Source organism: Gammaproteobacteria bacterium, from assembly GCA_013151035.1.
Classification (GTDB): domain Bacteria; phylum Pseudomonadota; class Gammaproteobacteria; order JAADJB01; family JAADJB01; genus JAADJB01.
This window is the reverse complement of record JAADJB010000042.1, coordinates 1-15,424: the sequence shown is the minus strand read 5'-3', so window position 1 is coordinate 15,424 and position 15,424 is coordinate 1. Positions and strand designations below refer to the sequence as shown.

Below are 15,424 nucleotides of genomic sequence, written 5' to 3'. Positions count from 1 at the left end.
AGTATGTCAAAAACCATATTAATTGTTGATGATTCAAGCTCTGTTCGCAGTGTGGTCGGTATCGCACTCAAGGGCGCAGGTTACACGGTGATGGATGCCTGTGATGGAAAGGATGCGTTGTCAAAAATGACAGGTCAGAAGATTCACTTGATCATTAGTGATGTCAATATGCCCAATATGGACGGGATTACCTTTGTTAAGGAATTGAAAAAACTACCCGCCTATAAATTTACTCCAGTCTGCATGTTGACCACTGAGGCAGAGGAATCGAAGATGCAGGAAGGCAAGGCAGCAGGAGCCAAGGCATGGATCATAAAGCCCTTTCAGCCGCCTAAGTTGCTTGATGTGGTAGCAAAACTGATTGGTCAGTAATCGTCGTAGTAAAAATCATTAAAAATTCAAGGAGATCGTCATGGCACTTAAACGAGAGCATGGTGACAATGAAGTCAAAGGTTTATGTAAGTTAGCTATTAATGAAGAATTGACGATCTATGTTATTGATTCCCTTAAGCAGGCACTTACCGAAGAGATTGCTGGTTGTGACCGCTTTGAACTCCATCTGGGTGATGTCGAGGAGATTGATTCAGCAGGTATTCAGTTATTGCTGGCACTTAGAGATGAATTGATGCGTAAGAAGAAGGAGCTGAAACTAACGGGCATGAGTGCGGTGGTTAGCAAGCTGATGAATGACTACGGGGTTAGTGATCGCTTCAACATAGGGGATGCGGCATGAGTGATGATAGTTTGCAAATCTTTGCCGATGAGGCAGAGGATCTTCTCGGTGTTGCTGAACAGGCACTACTTAATCTGGATGACCTGGATAATGAGGCCGATACGCTGGAAGGCATTAATGATCTTTTTCGTACCTTTCATACCATCAAAGGAGCTGCCGGTCTCTTTGGGCTAGACAGTATTGTCGATTTTACTCATATTGTTGAGAGCGTTCTGGGCAAGGTTCGAGAAGGTGTGCTCAGTGTTGATGACGATATGGTCTCACTCTTTTTGTTAAGTCGTGATCATCTTAATAATCTGGTTGAAAATGGATTGAGTGATGCTGACGGGATGAGTGATGAGTTAAAGCTGGTCGACGCAGAACTGGTCGATAAATTGAATGCCTATCTAGGCGTTCCAGCGACTACTCAGACAGCAGCAGAGAGTAAGAATAGCGTTGAATGTGTTGATAATGAAAACTGGTTCATCTCTCTTCGCTTTGGCCCTAATGCCCTGCGTAACGGTATGGATCCCGCCTCGTTTATCGGTTATCTCAGCAATATTGGTGATATTAATAATATCCGTCTTATTGATGATGCCTTGCCTCGATGGCGTGATTTTGATCCAGAGAACTGTTATCTCGGTTTTGAAATTGAACTGATTGCCCCTGATACCGATAAAGACACCATAGAAGAGGTCTTTGAGTTCGTTCAGGATGATTGCAAGATTAGTATTCTGCCGCCCCATAGTCAGATTGATTCTTACATCAGGATGATTGAGGAGCTGGATGAAGAGGATATGCGTATCGGTGATATCCTTGTTGCCTGTGGTGCCATCACCTCAAATGAGAAGGATGATGTGCTTAATTATCAGGATCATCTTGCGGATAAGGTTACCGCTGATAGTAATCAAAAGGTACCGCCACTAGGCAAGGTTGCTGTTGAACAGCATGTCGTGGAACAGGAGGTGGTTGATGCCGCACTCAAGAAACAAGGTGAACTTAAACAGCAACGGGTTAACACGCAGCAGACTATTCGGGTTAATGCGCTGAAACTAGAGAATCTGGTTGATCTGGTGGGTGAGCTGGTTATCGGTTCTGCTAACTCCGAGCTTAATGCACGCAGGCTGGGTGATGCTGATCTCAATGAGGCAATGGAGAATCTATTACGTCTGGTCGAAGAGGTGCGTGATACTGCTCTCGGGTTACGTATGGTGCAGATTGGTGAGACCTTTAATCGTTATAAACGCGTCGTGCGTGAGGTTAGTCGTGATACCGGCAAGGATATTGATCTCAAGATCAATGGGGCTGAGACCGAACTCGACAAGACATTGATTGAGAAGATTGGTGATCCCCTGATGCACCTGGTGCGAAATGCGATTGATCATGGTATCGAATCCCCTGAACAGAGGGTTGGGACAGGGAAACCGGTTAAAGGGACAGTGAGTCTGGATGCCTTCCATGATTCGGGCAGTATTGTCATACAGATCAAGGATGATGGCGGTGGTCTGGCTAAAGACAAAATTATCAGTAAGGCGTTGGAAAAAGGCCTGATTCAAGAAAATCAGCAACTCAGTGATCAGGAAGTTTTTCGACTGATCTTTGAAGCAGGATTTTCAACCGCTGATCAGGTGAGTAACCTTTCCGGGCGTGGTGTTGGCATGGATGTGGTGCGCAGAAATATTGAGTCTCTGCGGGGACATATTGAGATTGAGAGTGAAGAGGGTAAAGGCACAACGATCTCTATTCGATTGCCTCTGACGCTGGCTATTATTGATGGCTTTCAGGTTCGCGTGGGTGATGCCCAGTATATTGTGCCATTGGATATGGTTGATGAGTGTATTGAACTCAATGAGTCGTTACGCGGCGGGGATGAACAAGCCAACTATGTCAATTTACGTGGCGAGATCCTGCCCTTTATGCACCTGAGTGAACTGTTTGGTTCGAATCGTGTGATTGATGAGAAACATCGTGACAATATTGTCGTGGTGCAGTTTGCGGGCAAAAAGGCGGGCTTTGTTGTGGATGAGTTGTTGGGTGAACATCAAACGGTTATTAAACCCCTGGGTAAGGTCTTTCAGCATCTAAAAGGAATCAGCGGCGCGACTATTCTTGGTAGTGGCGAGGTGGCAATGATTATTGATATCCCGGAGATGGTCAATCGAGTTGTTAGCTCTGGGCAGAAGCAATCAGGTGTTGCCAAGGCGATACATTGAGCCAAAAATATTCATCATTCCCGCTTGCGCGGGAATGATGAAGCAATGATGAATGTTTTTTATAAGGTCAGTCGGTTTTTTTGCTGGCTGTGCAGGTAACAGAGGGAGAGTACGATGCAACAGGCAGTCAATAGCGTCAATAGTGTTGATACGCAATCGGATGAGGCTGAGCAATATCTTACCTTTATGCTCAGTAGTAAGGCCTATGGTCTGGATATACTCAATATCAAGGAGATTATCGAGTACGGTGATCTCACCGAGGTGCCAATGACCCCTGATTTTATCTCTGGGGTTATTAATCTGCGGGGTAGTGTGGTGCCGGTTATTGACCTGAGTCAGCGTTTTTCAGGTGCGGTGACAGAACATACCAAGCGTACCAGTATCATCATACTTGAGGTGAAGAATGATGACCTGATGATTGAGATTGGTGTCACCGTTGATATGGTTAATGAGGTGCTGGATATTCATCCTAGTGAGATTGAGCCACCACCAGCACTCGGGAACCAGATTCAAACAAATTTTATTAGTGGTATGGCAAAGGTCGATGGGCATTTTCTTATCTTACTGGATATTGAAAATATTCTATCGATTGATGAGCTTTCAATGGTGGGCAGTATGCAAAGAGAAGAAGGGTGATCGATATTAACGTCAATTTAAGTTGTTATAGTGAGGGATGGGCATGAAATTAACGGTAGGCATGAAAATAGGTTCGGGTTTCGCAATCATTATTGTTTTGATGGTTATTAATACCTTTGCCGGGCGTTTAAAAATTAATGAGTTGGGTGACGTTCAAAGTCGACTGACCGATATACGCTATCCTACCCTGCTGGCAGGACGGGATATGCTTAATGGTATTAATTCCTCTTTAGCGGCATTGCGTGGCTATATGATATTAGGCAGTGATCCCAAAAAGGCTGATTTATTTGCCTCAAAAAGAAAACAGGCATGGCAGGAGATAGATACATCACTTGCCACCTTCACCACCTATTCAAAAAACTGGACAGATCCATCGAATGTTGAGGCGTTGCAGGGAATAAAGCAGGAGTTATCGGCATTCCGTAAGGCGCAGTCAGAGATAGAAGGTATTGCTCAGCGCTCTGAGAATATCCCCTCCATTCACATGTTGCTTACCCAGGCAGCACCAGTGGCTGGGAAAATATTGAAGAGTATTACTGCCATTATTAATGAGGAGGCAACGCTTGCAGCGACCCCGGCGCGTAAAAAACTGCTCAAGGATCTGGCGGATACACGCGGTTCATTTGCCTTGGGTCTGGCCAATATCCGAGCCTTTCTGCTCTCCGGGGATAGTGGGTTTCGTGATAAATTTTTAGCTAAATGGGAAGTGAATACCAACAGTGTTGCCAAGATTAGTAAGGAACAGAATCTGTTAACTGCTAGTCAGCTTAAGCAATGGCAGACACTACTGGTATCAAGAGAGGCTTTTTCTAGTCTGCCAGCGGATATGTTTCGCTTAAGAGAGGGCAAAGATTGGAATAAGGCAAATTACTGGCTGGGTACCAAGGCGGCTCCCAGGGCCAGTAACATTCTGTCGTATTTAAAGACAATGAAGACATCGCAGGAAGCACTGATGCAGGGTGATAGTGATCAATTGCTTGAAACCAGTGACTCCGTTAAGTTTTCGCAGGTTTTATTTACTCTTATTGCGGCCTTGTTGAGTGTGGGTATTTCAATTTATCTGGTGCGTAATTTAATGAAGCAGTTGGGCGCAGATCCGGTAGAGGTTCGGGAGCTTGCCGAGGCTATTGCGGCGGGTGATCTCTCTACAGATTTGAGTAATGTCGAGGATAAAAAACGGGTGGGTGTCTATGCATCGATGATTAATATGCAGCAGAAATTGATCGAGGTGGTTGAGCAGATTCAGGGTAACTCGAATCAGATCTCCTCTGCTGCGGCACAGGTCAGTGATACCGCTAGTTCATTGAGTGAGGCCGCCAGTGAGCAAGCCGCCAGTGTTGAACAGACCAGTGCCTCGGTTGAGCAGATGGGGGCATCCATTAGTCAAAATAGTGAAAATGCTCAGACCACAGACAAGATTGCCAGTGACTCGGCAACGGCAGCAACTGAAGGAGGTGAGGCGGTTGCCGGGACTGTTCGGGCAATGACACAGATCGCTGAGAAGATATCTATTATCGAGGATATTGCCTACCAGACCAATATGCTGGCGCTTAATGCAGCGATTGAGGCGGCACGAGCCGGTGAACATGGCAAGGGCTTTGCCGTGGTTGCCGCTGAGGTGAGGAAACTGGCGGAACGTAGTCAGGTTGCCGCTTCAGAGATCAGTACACTGACCGGTGATAGCGTGAAGGTGGCAGAAAAGGCGGGTACCTTGCTGGACAAGATGGTGCCTGATATTACTCGCACAGCCGAGTTAGTGCAGGAGATAACGGCGGCATCGGAGGAGCAGTCCAGTGGTGTCGGGCAGATTAATAGTGCCATGCAACAGCTTGACAAAGTTACCCAGCAGAATGCAGCGGGTTCCGAGCAACTGGCCGCCACGGCTGAGGAGATGCAGGCACAATCAGCGAATCTACAGCAGGTGGTTGGCTTTTTCCGTCTGGCAATGGATGGCGTGTCAAAGGGTGTTCGTGCCGCAGTCTCTTCCTCCGAGGTATCTGAATCTTCTGCTTCAGTGACGGCAGTCGCCATGGCTGACGGGAGTTCTATTGATGAGTCGAAATTTGAACGTTTTTAGGCGCAGGGTATGATAATGCAAACACAGACAGCCCTACACTCTGTAGGGCATGATATTGCGGGTGATAGTGTTACTCAGTTTCTGACCTTTGTATTGAATACAGATGTCTATGGTATCAACATACTTCATATCAAAGAGATTATTGATTATGGGAAAATTACTCGGGTTCCGATGATGCCGGGTTTTATTGCCGGTGTAATCAACCTGCGCGGCAGCGTTGTGCCAGTGATTGATCTTGCCTTACGTTTTGCAGAACAGCCGTCAGAGAGAACCAAGCGTAGCAGTATTGTCATTCTGGAAGTTCGCTATGAAGAACAAAAACTGGAGGTCGGTATTACCGTTGATGTGGTCAACGAGGTGCTCGATATCCTGTTAAGTGAGATAGAACCCGCACCCTCTTTTGGTACCAAAATTCGCACGGATTTTATTAGTGGCATGGGTAAAGTCAATGATCAATTGCTGGTGCTACTGGATGTCGCGAATATTTTGTCGATTGATGAAATCTCAAAAATATAGTATTTAGGGAACCTTTGATTAATCAGAGGAGAGTTATTTAAAACTTTATGGACATAGGAAGGGGTATAGCATGAACGGCTGGTTCAATCATTTAACACTTAAGCAAAAGCTGTCTGGTTTAACAGGGTTTGTCATTCTTGGTTTTATTATTCTCGGTTTAACTTATTGGCAGTCAACGCAGGTATCCAATAAGGCGAAAGCGGATTATGAACGTGTCGTACATTATGGTGAAATAGTGGATCGCATTTCTATCTTGATGTTACAGGCGCGGCGTAGAGAAAAAGACTTTATATTGCGCAGTGATGAAAAATATGTCGCTAAACATAGAAAAGAAATTGCTGGAATTAAAAAATCATTAAAAGAGCTTGAAGATTTGGTTCGTGATAATGGACAGCGTGAAGAGATTGAAAAGTTGTATCAGCAAGTAGAGGCCTATCAAAGAGGTTTTATTGATCTGGTCAATAATAAAAAAGAGAGCGGTCTCAATCCCAAGTCCGGTTTGCGGGGTTCACTGCGGAAGGCAGTACACGATGTTGAAGACCTGGTTAAGAAGTTGAAGAAAGATGATTTAATGGTGTCGATGTTGATGATGCGTCGCCATGAAAAGGATTATCTAATGCGTGGTTCTGATAAATACGTGAAAAGAATGGCAACACGTCAAGCGGAATTTAATACGATGTTAAATAATTATGCCTTGAAATCGGCGGATGCTAATAACATAACGGAGTTAATGAATAAGTATCATTCTGATTTTAACAAACTGGCAAAAAATATGAACGCTGCCAAAGCTATCCAGAAAAGCTTCACTGTAGCGGTGCATTCTATGGAAGATACACTGGTAGATTTAAAGTCCAGGATCAAGGCTGTCCTGGCGACTAATAATGCCCTGTTCAACAAAAAGTCTATTGAATTACACCAGCAGTTTACGATTACGCTGGTAGTTATTTTATTAGTGGTTGGCTTGCTGATGTTTATTGTTGTGCGCAGTGTGTTACGTCAGCTTGGTGCGGATCCACTGGAAGTGAAAGTGCTTGCTGAGACTATTGCGGCGGGTGATCTCTCTACAGATTTGAGTGCTGTTGATGAGGGAAAACGGGTGGGTGTCTATGCCGCAATGATTGATATGCAGCAGAAATTGATTGGGGTCGTTGAGCAAATTCAGAGTAACTCGAATCAAATCTCCTCTGCTGCGGCACAGGTTAGTGATACCGCCAGTTCATTAAGTGAGGCTGCTAGTGAACAGGCTGCTAGTGTTGAGCAGACCAGTGCTTCGGTTGAGCAGATGGGGGCATCCATCAGCCAGAATAGTGAAAATGCTCAGGCTACAGACAAAATTGCTAGTGACTCGGCAACGGCAGCAAGCGAAGGAGGTGATGCGGTTGCAGGAACTGTTCAGGCAATGACGCAGATTGCGGAGAAGATATCTATTATTGAGGATATTGCCTACCAGACCAATATGCTGGCGCTTAATGCAGCCATTGAGGCGGCACGAGCCGGTGAGCATGGCAAGGGCTTTGCTGTGGTTGCCGCTGAGGTGAGGAAACTGGCAGAACGTAGTCAGGTCGCCGCTTCAGAAATTGGTGCGCTGACCAGTGATAGCGTGAAGGTGGCAGAAAAGGCGGGTGGGTTGCTGGAGAAGATGGTGCCTGATATTACCCGTACAGCCGAGTTAGTACAGGAGATAACGGCGGCATCGGAGGAGCAGTCCAGTGGTGTCGGGCAGATTAATAGTGCCATGCAACAACTCGACAAGGTGACGCAACAAAATGCAGCGGGCTCTGAAGAACTTGCAGCAACCGCTGAGGAGATGCAGACGCAGTCGGCAAATTTACAGCAGGTGGTGGGGTTCTTTCGCCTGGCTACGAAGAGTGATATAAAACGTGCTCATGTACCGGTGTCTTCCTCTCAGTCTTCCCGTTCTATGGTGGCAGTCGTTGCGGCTGATGAGGACGAGCTTGATGAATCGAAGTTTGGACGTTTTTAATATTTTGTAATTTGTTCTGGAGAGTCAATTTAATGGTTTTTTTAAAGAATAGAAGTGTGCGATTTAGATTGCTCATGCCGGTTGTTGTTCTTATGATTGTAGTATCGGTCTTGCTGGCAATTCTGGTGCCTAAACTGGGTACCGATAATGCACAGGGAAATGCCATTGCCTCTGCTGTACAAACGGTTAAACAGTTCAAGGTCATCAGGGGGTATTACACCCGCAATGTGGTTAAAAAGGTATTGGCAGGTTCATCCATAAAGCCATCGTTTAATCATGCCACTGAAAAAAACACCATCCCCCTGCCGGCTACCTTTATTCACGATCTGAGCACTTTGTTAAAGAAGGATGGCACCGATCTACGTCTTTATAGTGGCTATCCTTTTCCTAATCGAAAAGAAAGACAACTGGATGCCTTTGGTAAGAAGGCATGGGATTATTTGACAAAAAATCCCGAAGAGCAGTTTGTTGAAGAAGGTGTGATTAATGGCAAACAGGTGGTTCGTGTTGCTATTCCTGACATCATGGTTGCACAAGGTTGTGTGAATTGTCATAACTCAAGAGCCGATACGCCAAAGAATGACTGGAAACTGGGCGATGTGCGAGGGGTGTTGGAGATTGTGGTCGATATTGATGACGCAGTGGCACAAAGCGCTAATATAAGCTGGACCATTGTTGCTATCTTTGTTGCCTCGCTGTCATTAATTTGTATTACCATATTCTTTAGTTTCCGTAAAAATGTAAATGTCCGGCTTGATGCTGCCCAGGTGACGCTAGCTAATATTGCTAATGGGGATTTACAAACTCCGATTACTGTTGGTTCTAATGATGAATTTGGTAAGCTGGATAGGGCAATGCTGAATATGCAGCAAAAACTGATTGAAGTGGTCCGGCAGATTCAGGATAACTCGAGTCAAATATCCTCTGCTGCATCCCAGGTCAGTGATACCGCGGGTTCATTGAGTGGTGCCGCTAGTGAGCAAGCGGCCAGTGTTGAACAGACCAGTGCATCAATAGAACAAATGGGCGCATCGGTTAGCCAGAATAGTGAGAACGCTCAAATTACGGACAAGATCGCCAGTGAGTCGGCAAAAGCGGCTGTTGAGGGTGGTGAAGCGGTTGAAGAAACCGTTACCGTAATGGCTTTGATTGCGGATAGAATTGGTGTTATTGAAGATATCGCCTATCAGACCAATATGTTAGCCCTTAATGCAGCTATTGAGGCAGCACGAGCGGGTGAACAGGGCAAGGGTTTTGCCGTGGTTGCTGCTGAGGTTAGAAAGCTGGCTGAACGTAGTCAGGTTGCCGCCGCTGAAATCAGTTCGCTGACCGATAACAGTACCAAGATTGCTGAAAAAGCCGGTGGCTTACTCGAGAAGATGGTTCCCGATATTACCCGCACTGCGGAATTGGTGCAGGAGATAGCGGCGGCCTCTGAAGAGCAGTCCTGTGGTGTGGGTCAAATCACTAGCGCCATGCAACAACTGGATAAGGTCACTCAGCAAAATGCTGCCAGTTCTGAAGAACTTGCTGCGACTGCTGAGGAAATGCAGGCACAGTCCGCCAATCTACAGAGGGTAGTGGGATTCTTTCATCTGCTAATGGATGACGAGGCAAGACGAGCACCTGGCCCTGTTGCTTCATCAGGATCATCCCAACCGGCTGTTGACGGGGCTGAGGTCGATGAGTCGAAGTTTGAGCGTTTTTGATTGCTTGCTTATGTGTTAAAGTGAGGTAGAAAATGAGGGCCGTTTATGTCTAAATCTGATTTGAGCATACAGGATGTAACGGAGATCTACATACTGATTAAGGGTATTGTTGATAATTCTCGCAGGGTCTACGTTGTATCAATGAATGCGATGTTATTCTCCAGAAATGTTGCTGGTATGGATGCCGGTTTCCTGATGGTTAGTTCACAGTTACGCGATTTCAGTAAACGACTCACCAGTATGATGGAGTCCATGAAAGGGATGATGTCAACGACGGTCTCTGAAGTCGCGCTTAACTTGAAATTGCAACGCAACCTCAGATTGATTGAACAGACCTGCCGGCTCTCTCGTATTGATTATTCATTTTCAGGTGTTGATCGCTTTATGCAGCATCGAGATATCATTGAACGTTCTCGTACACGTCTGGCATCAGCGGCTCGACAGTTGCGTTTAATGACAAGACTGGGGATGAATCTGGTGGTGTTGGCGCGCGTTGAGTCCCGGGTGGGAGGTGATGCGAAAGGTACCCTTGATTCTATTATTGGTGAGATGGAACAGGCGATGGTTATTGTCGAACAACGCATATCTAATGTTCAAAAAATAGTTGCGTAATACCGGGATAAAGGAGTCATATAATGAAAAAATTACATTATATCTTTGAAGAAGGTGATCATCGCTGGGCTGTGATTGCCAGGGATCCGGAACGTCAAAATTATCTTATTGATACCAATGAATACCTGGTAATGAATGGCGATGAAATGCTCTTGACCGACCCTGGTGGTAAGGATATCTCGTTTGGTAAGGGACATCTGGAATTTGTACCCGCGCATTATCTTCATTCATCCGGTAATTTTCATCTGTATGATCCTGGAGCAAAGATGTTGTTTTCGGGTGATATAGGTGCCGCCTTGTTGCCGCCCACCATGGATGATCTATATGTGGTCGATTTTGATGAACATATAAAACATGCGGAGTTATTCCATAAACGCTGGATGGGTTCAAATAAGGCGAAGAATGACTGGTGTCAGAGAGTTTCGGATAAGCGCATCGATATGTTATGTCCACAGCATGGGGCTATTTATCGTGGCGCCAATGTGGAACGTTTTATTAACTGGTTTGCCGAGTTAAAAGTGGGTGTTCTGGGGAACTAATGCTTCAATTTAAAATTACAGATAGTGAGTTTAATTCATTCAGGACGTTTATCTATGATCATGCCGGGATTAATCTGAGTGATGAGAAAAAAACACTGGTTACTTCTCGTTTAAGTAAAAGGTTGCGTCACCATTCTCTGACTACCTTTCAGGAATATTTTGATCTGGTCATAGCCTCTCCAGAAGGTGGAGAGAGACAGACTGCGATAGATCTTCTGACCACCAATGAGACCTATTTTTTCAGGGAACCGAAGCACTTTGAGTTTCTGGAAAAAGAGGTGCTGGCTAACTGGCAGGGGAGGAAGACCTTCAGGGTATGGAGTGCGGCCTCATCGACAGGGGAAGAGGCTTATAGTATCGCGATGTTGTTGGATGACCGTCTGGGGAGGCGTCCATGGGAGATATTTGGCTCGGATATTAGCAGTAGGGTGCTGGAAAAGGCACAGCAAGGGCACTATCTGCAAAATCGTATTGATGGGATTCCTAAGGAATATTTACGCACTTACTGTCTTAAAGGTATGGGTGAACAGGAAGGTACCTTACTTATTGATAAAAAATTAAGGCAAAGGGTTAGCTTTTCCGCAGTTAACTTGAAAAGACCATTGGGGGATGTCGGTATCTTTGATATTATCTTTCTGCGTAATGTCCTGATTTATTTTGATATGGACACCAAACGATTGATTATTAAACAACTGGTAGAAAAAATGCATCCGGATGGTTATTTATTTATTGGGCATTCAGAATCACTCAAGGGTATTCATGATGGTCTGGAGACTGTTATTCCAACCGTCTATCGAAAAATTCGAAGTGCTTGATTGTAGTGAGATTTATCACTCCAATCAAGGAAAAAGAAATTAGCAAAGAGGGTGTTAGCCGATTTATTAATCCCGGTGGTTTTTTTTTCGGAGATGGTGATTGCCAGATACATACAATACTCGGTTCGTGTATTGCTATTACACTCTGGCATCCCGTGCTTCAGATTGGTGGGATGTGCCACTTTGTTTTGCCGGGAAGAAGAAATCTTGTCGGGGTAAGCAGGGAAGACTCCAAACTTAATGGGCGTTATTCCGATGCGGCAATGGCACTGTTTGAGCGAGAGGCCATTCGACGTGGCACCCATCTGACCGACTATCAGGCCAAGATCTTTGGCGGTAGCAATATGTTGACGAATTCAAGGTTGAAAGATGATGAATTGATTGGTACAAGAAATGCCGAGGCAGCTATGAATCACCTGTCTGAAAGAAGCATATCCTTGCTCGTTGCTCATGTTGGAGAGACGGGGCATAGGCGCATTGCCTTTGATGTGGGAACTGGCGATGTCTGGGTTAAACATGAGCCATTGCAGAAATTTATTGAAACGAATAAGTAAGTTTAAATCAGCGGGTAGGGTGCGTGTTACGCACTATCACTGATAAGAGGTAATGAATGGGTATACAAGTATTTATTGTTGATGACTCTGCGGTAGTAAGAAAGGTGCTTACGGAGTTACTCGAAAATGTTGCGGGCATTGAGGTCATAGGATCTGCTCAGGACCCCATCTTTGCCCAGCCAAAGATGGAAAAGAACTGGCCTGATGTCATTATTCTTGATGTAGAGATGCCGCGCATGGATGGCATTACCTTCCTCAAGAAGATTATGGCAGAACGACCTACGCCGGTTGTTATGTGTTCAACACTGACTGAAGAAGGATCGAAGACCTCTTTGCAGGCATTGAGTATCGGGGCTATTGATGTTGTGGCAAAGCCCAAAGCAAACCTGAAAACAAAACTCCCTGAGGCATCACAGGAATTGGTCTCTGCTATTCGTGTTGCAGCAAAGGCCAATATGTCGGGTATCAAGGCAAAGAAGATTGCACCGGTTCTCAAGGTGTCTACAAAATTGACTGCCGATGTCATGCTGAGTAAATCAGCTAGCCGTAATGCTCAAAAAACAGGGCCCATGATTGCTATCGGTGCCTCTACAGGTGGAACCCAGGCGCTTGAACTGGTATTAACGGCACTACCCGCTAACACCTTGCCCATTCTTGTTGTGCAACATATGCCGGAAAAATTCACCAATACCTTTGCCAATCGCTTGAATGAATTATGCAAGGTTGAGGTTAAGGAGGCAGAGGATAACGACCCCTTGCTTCCCGGTAGGGTACTGATTGCTCCCGGGGGTAAACATATGATGTTACAAGCCACCCAGTTTGGTGCCACGGTACAGGTCAAGGATGGGCCTTTGGTCAGTCGTCATAAGCCTTCCGTTGATGTTCTGTTTCGTTCGGTCTCGAAGTATGCAGGAGCTAATGCCCTGGGTATTATCATGACAGGTATGGGCGATGATGGGGCAAGAGGACTTAAGGAAATGCATGATGTCGGTGCTAAAACCATTGCGCAGAATGAAGCGACCTGTGTGGTCTATGGTATGCCGCAGGAGGCTGTCAAGCGGGGTGCTGTTGATTATGAGCTGGCGTTAAATAAAATCCCGGAAATGATTGTCGCCCATAAATAGGTAGGGTGCGCACTGCGCACCATTCAGGACTTTGCGTACCCCTGGATTCCCGCCTGCGCGGGAATGACATCTGTGGTGATGATAATAGTATAATAAACCATATATTCCTTAATATAGGCTGTAAAAACGATGTTGACGTATCCTGATATTGATCCAGTGGCACTGAGCCTAGGTCCCCTGAAGATCCATTGGTATGGCTTGATGTACCTGACCGGTTTTTTGGGCGCATGGTGGCTGGGTCGGTTGCGTGCAGCAAAACCGGGTTCTGGATGGAAGGCAGAGGAGATCGGTGATGTGCTGTTTTATGGTGCGTTGGGTGTGATTCTCGGTGGCCGTATTGGTTATGTCTTGTTCTATGGCTTTGATAGTTTCCTTGATAATCCACTGATATTACTGAAGATATGGCAAGGTGGTATGTCTTTTCATGGTGGTATGTTGGGGGTATTTATTGCCATGTGGTTGTATGGTCGTCATACCGGACGCAGTTTTTATACCGTGACCGATGTGATTGCGCCCTGGGTGCCGATTGGTCTGGGTGCTGGTCGTATGGGCAATTTTATTAATGGTGAGCTTTGGGGTCGCCCTACCGATTTGCCCTGGGGTATGGTCTTCCCCTATGTGGATGCGCAGCCACGACATCCTTCCATGTTGTATGAGATGTTGCTGGAGGGGTTTGTGTTGTTCTTGATCCTGTGGATATTCTCAATGAAGCCACGTCCGAGGATGGCGGTGTCCGGGATGTTTATGTTGTTTTATGGCTTGTTCCGTTTTATGGTCGAGCTGGTGCGTGAGCCGGATGCACACATGGGCTTTATCTGGTTTGACTGGGTAACCATGGGGCATATCCTGTCGGCACCAATGATTTTGTTTGGTCTCTTTTTATTGGCTCTCGCCTATTCAAAAAGAGGTCGTGCCTCAGTATGAATCAGCACCCGGAACAACAATACCTGGATCTGTTACAACGATTGCTGGATGAAGGGAGTGAACGGGTTGACCGTACCGGTGTAGGTACGCGTGCCCTATTTGGTCAACAGATGCGTTTTGATCTGGCGCAGGGTTTTCCGGCCTTCACCACTAAGCGGGTGTATTGGAAAACAGCCTTTAAGGAAATGTTGTGGATGCTCTCGGGTGGGACTAATATCCGGCAGCTGCTGGAACAGAATGTTCATATCTGGAGCGAATGGCCACATAAGGCCTATTGTGATGAGACCGGAGAGGCGATTGAGTTAAAAGTATTTGAGCAACGTATCCTGGAGGATGATGCCTTTGCTGCGCGCTGGGGTGAGTTAGGCCCGGTCTATGGCAAGCAATGGCGACGCTGGAAGACCTCGGATGGGCGTGAGATTGATCAGATCGAGCAGGTCATAGATGCCTTGCGTAATAACCCCGGTTCACGGCGGATTATCTTTGAGGGTTGGAACGTGGGTGAGTTGGATGAGATGGCGCTGCCGCCTTGTCACAAACATTATCAATTCTTTGTTGATCCCAATACCCATCGTCTTAGTGGTGGCATGATTCAACGTAGTGTGGATAGCTTTCTGGGGTTAGCATTTAATATTGCCAACCTGGCACTGGTGACCTCTTTATTGGCAGAACAGACCGGTTATGATGTCGGTGAGATTGTGTGGTTTGGTTTCGATGTTCATCTTTATCTGAATCATATGGAACAGGCTAAAGAACAGTTATTGCGTGAACCTAAGGCGTTTCCGCGCTTGATTATTAAACGTAAGCCGGACTCTCTGTTTGATTACAATATTGATGACCTGGATCTTGAAGGTTATGATCCTCATCCTGCGATCTCGGCTCCAGTGGCAGTATAAAAAGGTAGGGTGCGTACCACGGACCAATAAATGTTGGAATAAACGCTGGTGCGCAATGCACACCCTACCAGTGGGTATTTATCAGGGTAGGGTGCGTACCACGCACCAATAAA

At 46.0% G+C, this 15,424-nt stretch carries 15 protein-coding genes; all 15 read left to right on the top strand.

Annotated features, from left to right (window positions below; all coding sequences use genetic code 11):
* The first annotated feature begins 3 nt into the window (after window positions 1–3).
* The 15 genes from GXP22_09325 to thyA all read left to right on the top strand — a co-directional run bounded on the left by GXP22_09325 (window position 4) and on the right by thyA (window position 15,311).
* A complete protein-coding gene (locus tag GXP22_09325; protein NOX09667.1) occupies window positions 4–372 on the top strand; it encodes a response regulator in 369 nt (122 codons plus the stop codon).
* A gap of 40 nt (window positions 373–412) precedes the next feature.
* Window positions 413–733 carry an STAS domain-containing protein gene (locus GXP22_09320; protein NOX09666.1) on the top strand — a complete coding sequence of 107 codons (321 nt, stop codon included), beginning with the start codon at window positions 413–415 and terminating at the stop codon, window positions 731–733.
* Window positions 730–2,925, top strand: coding sequence for a chemotaxis protein CheA (locus tag GXP22_09315; protein NOX09665.1), 2,196 nt, complete (start codon window positions 730–732; stop codon window positions 2,923–2,925). Before GXP22_09320 ends, GXP22_09315 begins: the two co-directional genes overlap by 4 nt.
* Before the next feature lie 114 nt (window positions 2,926–3,039).
* Window positions 3,040–3,561, top strand: coding sequence for a chemotaxis protein CheW (locus GXP22_09310; protein NOX09664.1), 522 nt, complete (start codon window positions 3,040–3,042; stop codon window positions 3,559–3,561).
* A 484-nt stretch (window positions 3,562–4,045) separates the two neighbouring features.
* Window positions 4,046–5,638 carry a methyl-accepting chemotaxis protein gene (locus tag GXP22_09305; protein ID NOX09663.1) on the top strand — a complete coding sequence of 531 codons (1,593 nt, stop codon included), beginning with the start codon at window positions 4,046–4,048 and terminating at the stop codon, window positions 5,636–5,638.
* Between the two features lie 9 nt (window positions 5,639–5,647).
* Window positions 5,648–6,154, top strand: coding sequence for a purine-binding chemotaxis protein CheW (locus GXP22_09300; GenBank protein ID NOX09662.1), 507 nt, complete (start codon window positions 5,648–5,650; stop codon window positions 6,152–6,154).
* 571 nt (window positions 6,155–6,725) lie between these two features.
* The gene (locus GXP22_09295) at window positions 6,726–8,138 is read left to right on the top strand and encodes a methyl-accepting chemotaxis protein (GenBank protein NOX09661.1); all 1,413 of its coding nucleotides are present in this window, start codon (window positions 6,726–6,728) and stop codon (window positions 8,136–8,138) included.
* A 524-nt stretch (window positions 8,139–8,662) separates the two neighbouring features.
* Entirely contained in the window at window positions 8,663–9,847 is a 1,185-nt protein-coding gene (locus GXP22_09290; protein ID NOX09660.1) for a hypothetical protein, read from the top strand.
* Window positions 9,848–9,892: 45 nt separating this feature from the next.
* Complete coding sequence (locus GXP22_09285) at window positions 9,893–10,459, top strand: hypothetical protein (protein NOX09659.1); 567 nt, start codon at window positions 9,893–9,895, stop codon at window positions 10,457–10,459.
* A 23-nt stretch (window positions 10,460–10,482) separates the two neighbouring features.
* Window positions 10,483–10,998, top strand: a complete 516-nt coding sequence (locus GXP22_09280; GenBank protein ID NOX09658.1) for an MBL fold metallo-hydrolase — start codon at window positions 10,483–10,485, stop codon at window positions 10,996–10,998.
* Window positions 10,998–11,813, top strand: coding sequence for a protein-glutamate O-methyltransferase CheR (locus GXP22_09275; protein ID NOX09657.1), 816 nt, complete (start codon window positions 10,998–11,000; stop codon window positions 11,811–11,813). Before GXP22_09280 ends, GXP22_09275 begins: the two co-directional genes overlap by 1 nt.
* A 5-nt stretch (window positions 11,814–11,818) precedes the next feature.
* Window positions 11,819–12,367, top strand: coding sequence for a chemotaxis protein CheD (locus tag GXP22_09270; protein NOX09656.1), 549 nt, complete (start codon window positions 11,819–11,821; stop codon window positions 12,365–12,367).
* Window positions 12,368–12,423: 56 nt separating this feature from the next.
* On the top strand, window positions 12,424–13,491 hold the full coding sequence (locus tag GXP22_09265; GenBank protein NOX09655.1) for a chemotaxis response regulator protein-glutamate methylesterase: 1,068 nt from the start codon (window positions 12,424–12,426) through the stop codon (window positions 13,489–13,491).
* Between the two features lie 129 nt (window positions 13,492–13,620).
* Window positions 13,621–14,415 (top strand): prolipoprotein diacylglyceryl transferase, encoded by a 795-nt coding sequence (locus GXP22_09260; protein ID NOX09654.1) that lies wholly within the window; start codon window positions 13,621–13,623, stop codon window positions 14,413–14,415.
* Complete coding sequence (gene thyA, locus GXP22_09255) at window positions 14,412–15,311, top strand: thymidylate synthase (GenBank protein ID NOX09653.1); 900 nt, start codon at window positions 14,412–14,414, stop codon at window positions 15,309–15,311. The genes GXP22_09260 and thyA overlap by 4 nt, the downstream gene beginning before the upstream one ends.
* Window positions 15,312–15,424: the final 113 nt, after the last annotated feature.

Coding starts and splice junctions, on each gene's coding strand:
- GXP22_09275 (NOX09657.1), top strand. CDS start 10,998: ATGCTTCAATTTAAAATTACAGATAGTGAGTTTAATTCATTCAGGACG.
- thyA (NOX09653.1), top strand. CDS start 14,412: ATGAATCAGCACCCGGAACAACAATACCTGGATCTGTTACAACGATTG.
- GXP22_09290 (NOX09660.1), top strand. CDS start 8,663: ATGGTTGCACAAGGTTGTGTGAATTGTCATAACTCAAGAGCCGATACG.
- GXP22_09260 (NOX09654.1), top strand. CDS start 13,621: ATGTTGACGTATCCTGATATTGATCCAGTGGCACTGAGCCTAGGTCCC.
- GXP22_09295 (NOX09661.1), top strand. CDS start 6,726: ATGGTGTCGATGTTGATGATGCGTCGCCATGAAAAGGATTATCTAATG.
- GXP22_09265 (NOX09655.1), top strand. CDS start 12,424: ATGGGTATACAAGTATTTATTGTTGATGACTCTGCGGTAGTAAGAAAG.
- GXP22_09300 (NOX09662.1), top strand. CDS start 5,648: ATGATAATGCAAACACAGACAGCCCTACACTCTGTAGGGCATGATATT.
- GXP22_09280 (NOX09658.1), top strand. CDS start 10,483: ATGAAAAAATTACATTATATCTTTGAAGAAGGTGATCATCGCTGGGCT.
- GXP22_09325 (NOX09667.1), top strand. CDS start 4: ATGTCAAAAACCATATTAATTGTTGATGATTCAAGCTCTGTTCGCAGT.
- GXP22_09320 (NOX09666.1), top strand. CDS start 413: ATGGCACTTAAACGAGAGCATGGTGACAATGAAGTCAAAGGTTTATGT.
- GXP22_09310 (NOX09664.1), top strand. CDS start 3,040: ATGCAACAGGCAGTCAATAGCGTCAATAGTGTTGATACGCAATCGGAT.
- GXP22_09305 (NOX09663.1), top strand. CDS start 4,046: ATGTTGCTTACCCAGGCAGCACCAGTGGCTGGGAAAATATTGAAGAGT.
- GXP22_09285 (NOX09659.1), top strand. CDS start 9,893: ATGTCTAAATCTGATTTGAGCATACAGGATGTAACGGAGATCTACATA.
- GXP22_09315 (NOX09665.1), top strand. CDS start 730: ATGAGTGATGATAGTTTGCAAATCTTTGCCGATGAGGCAGAGGATCTT.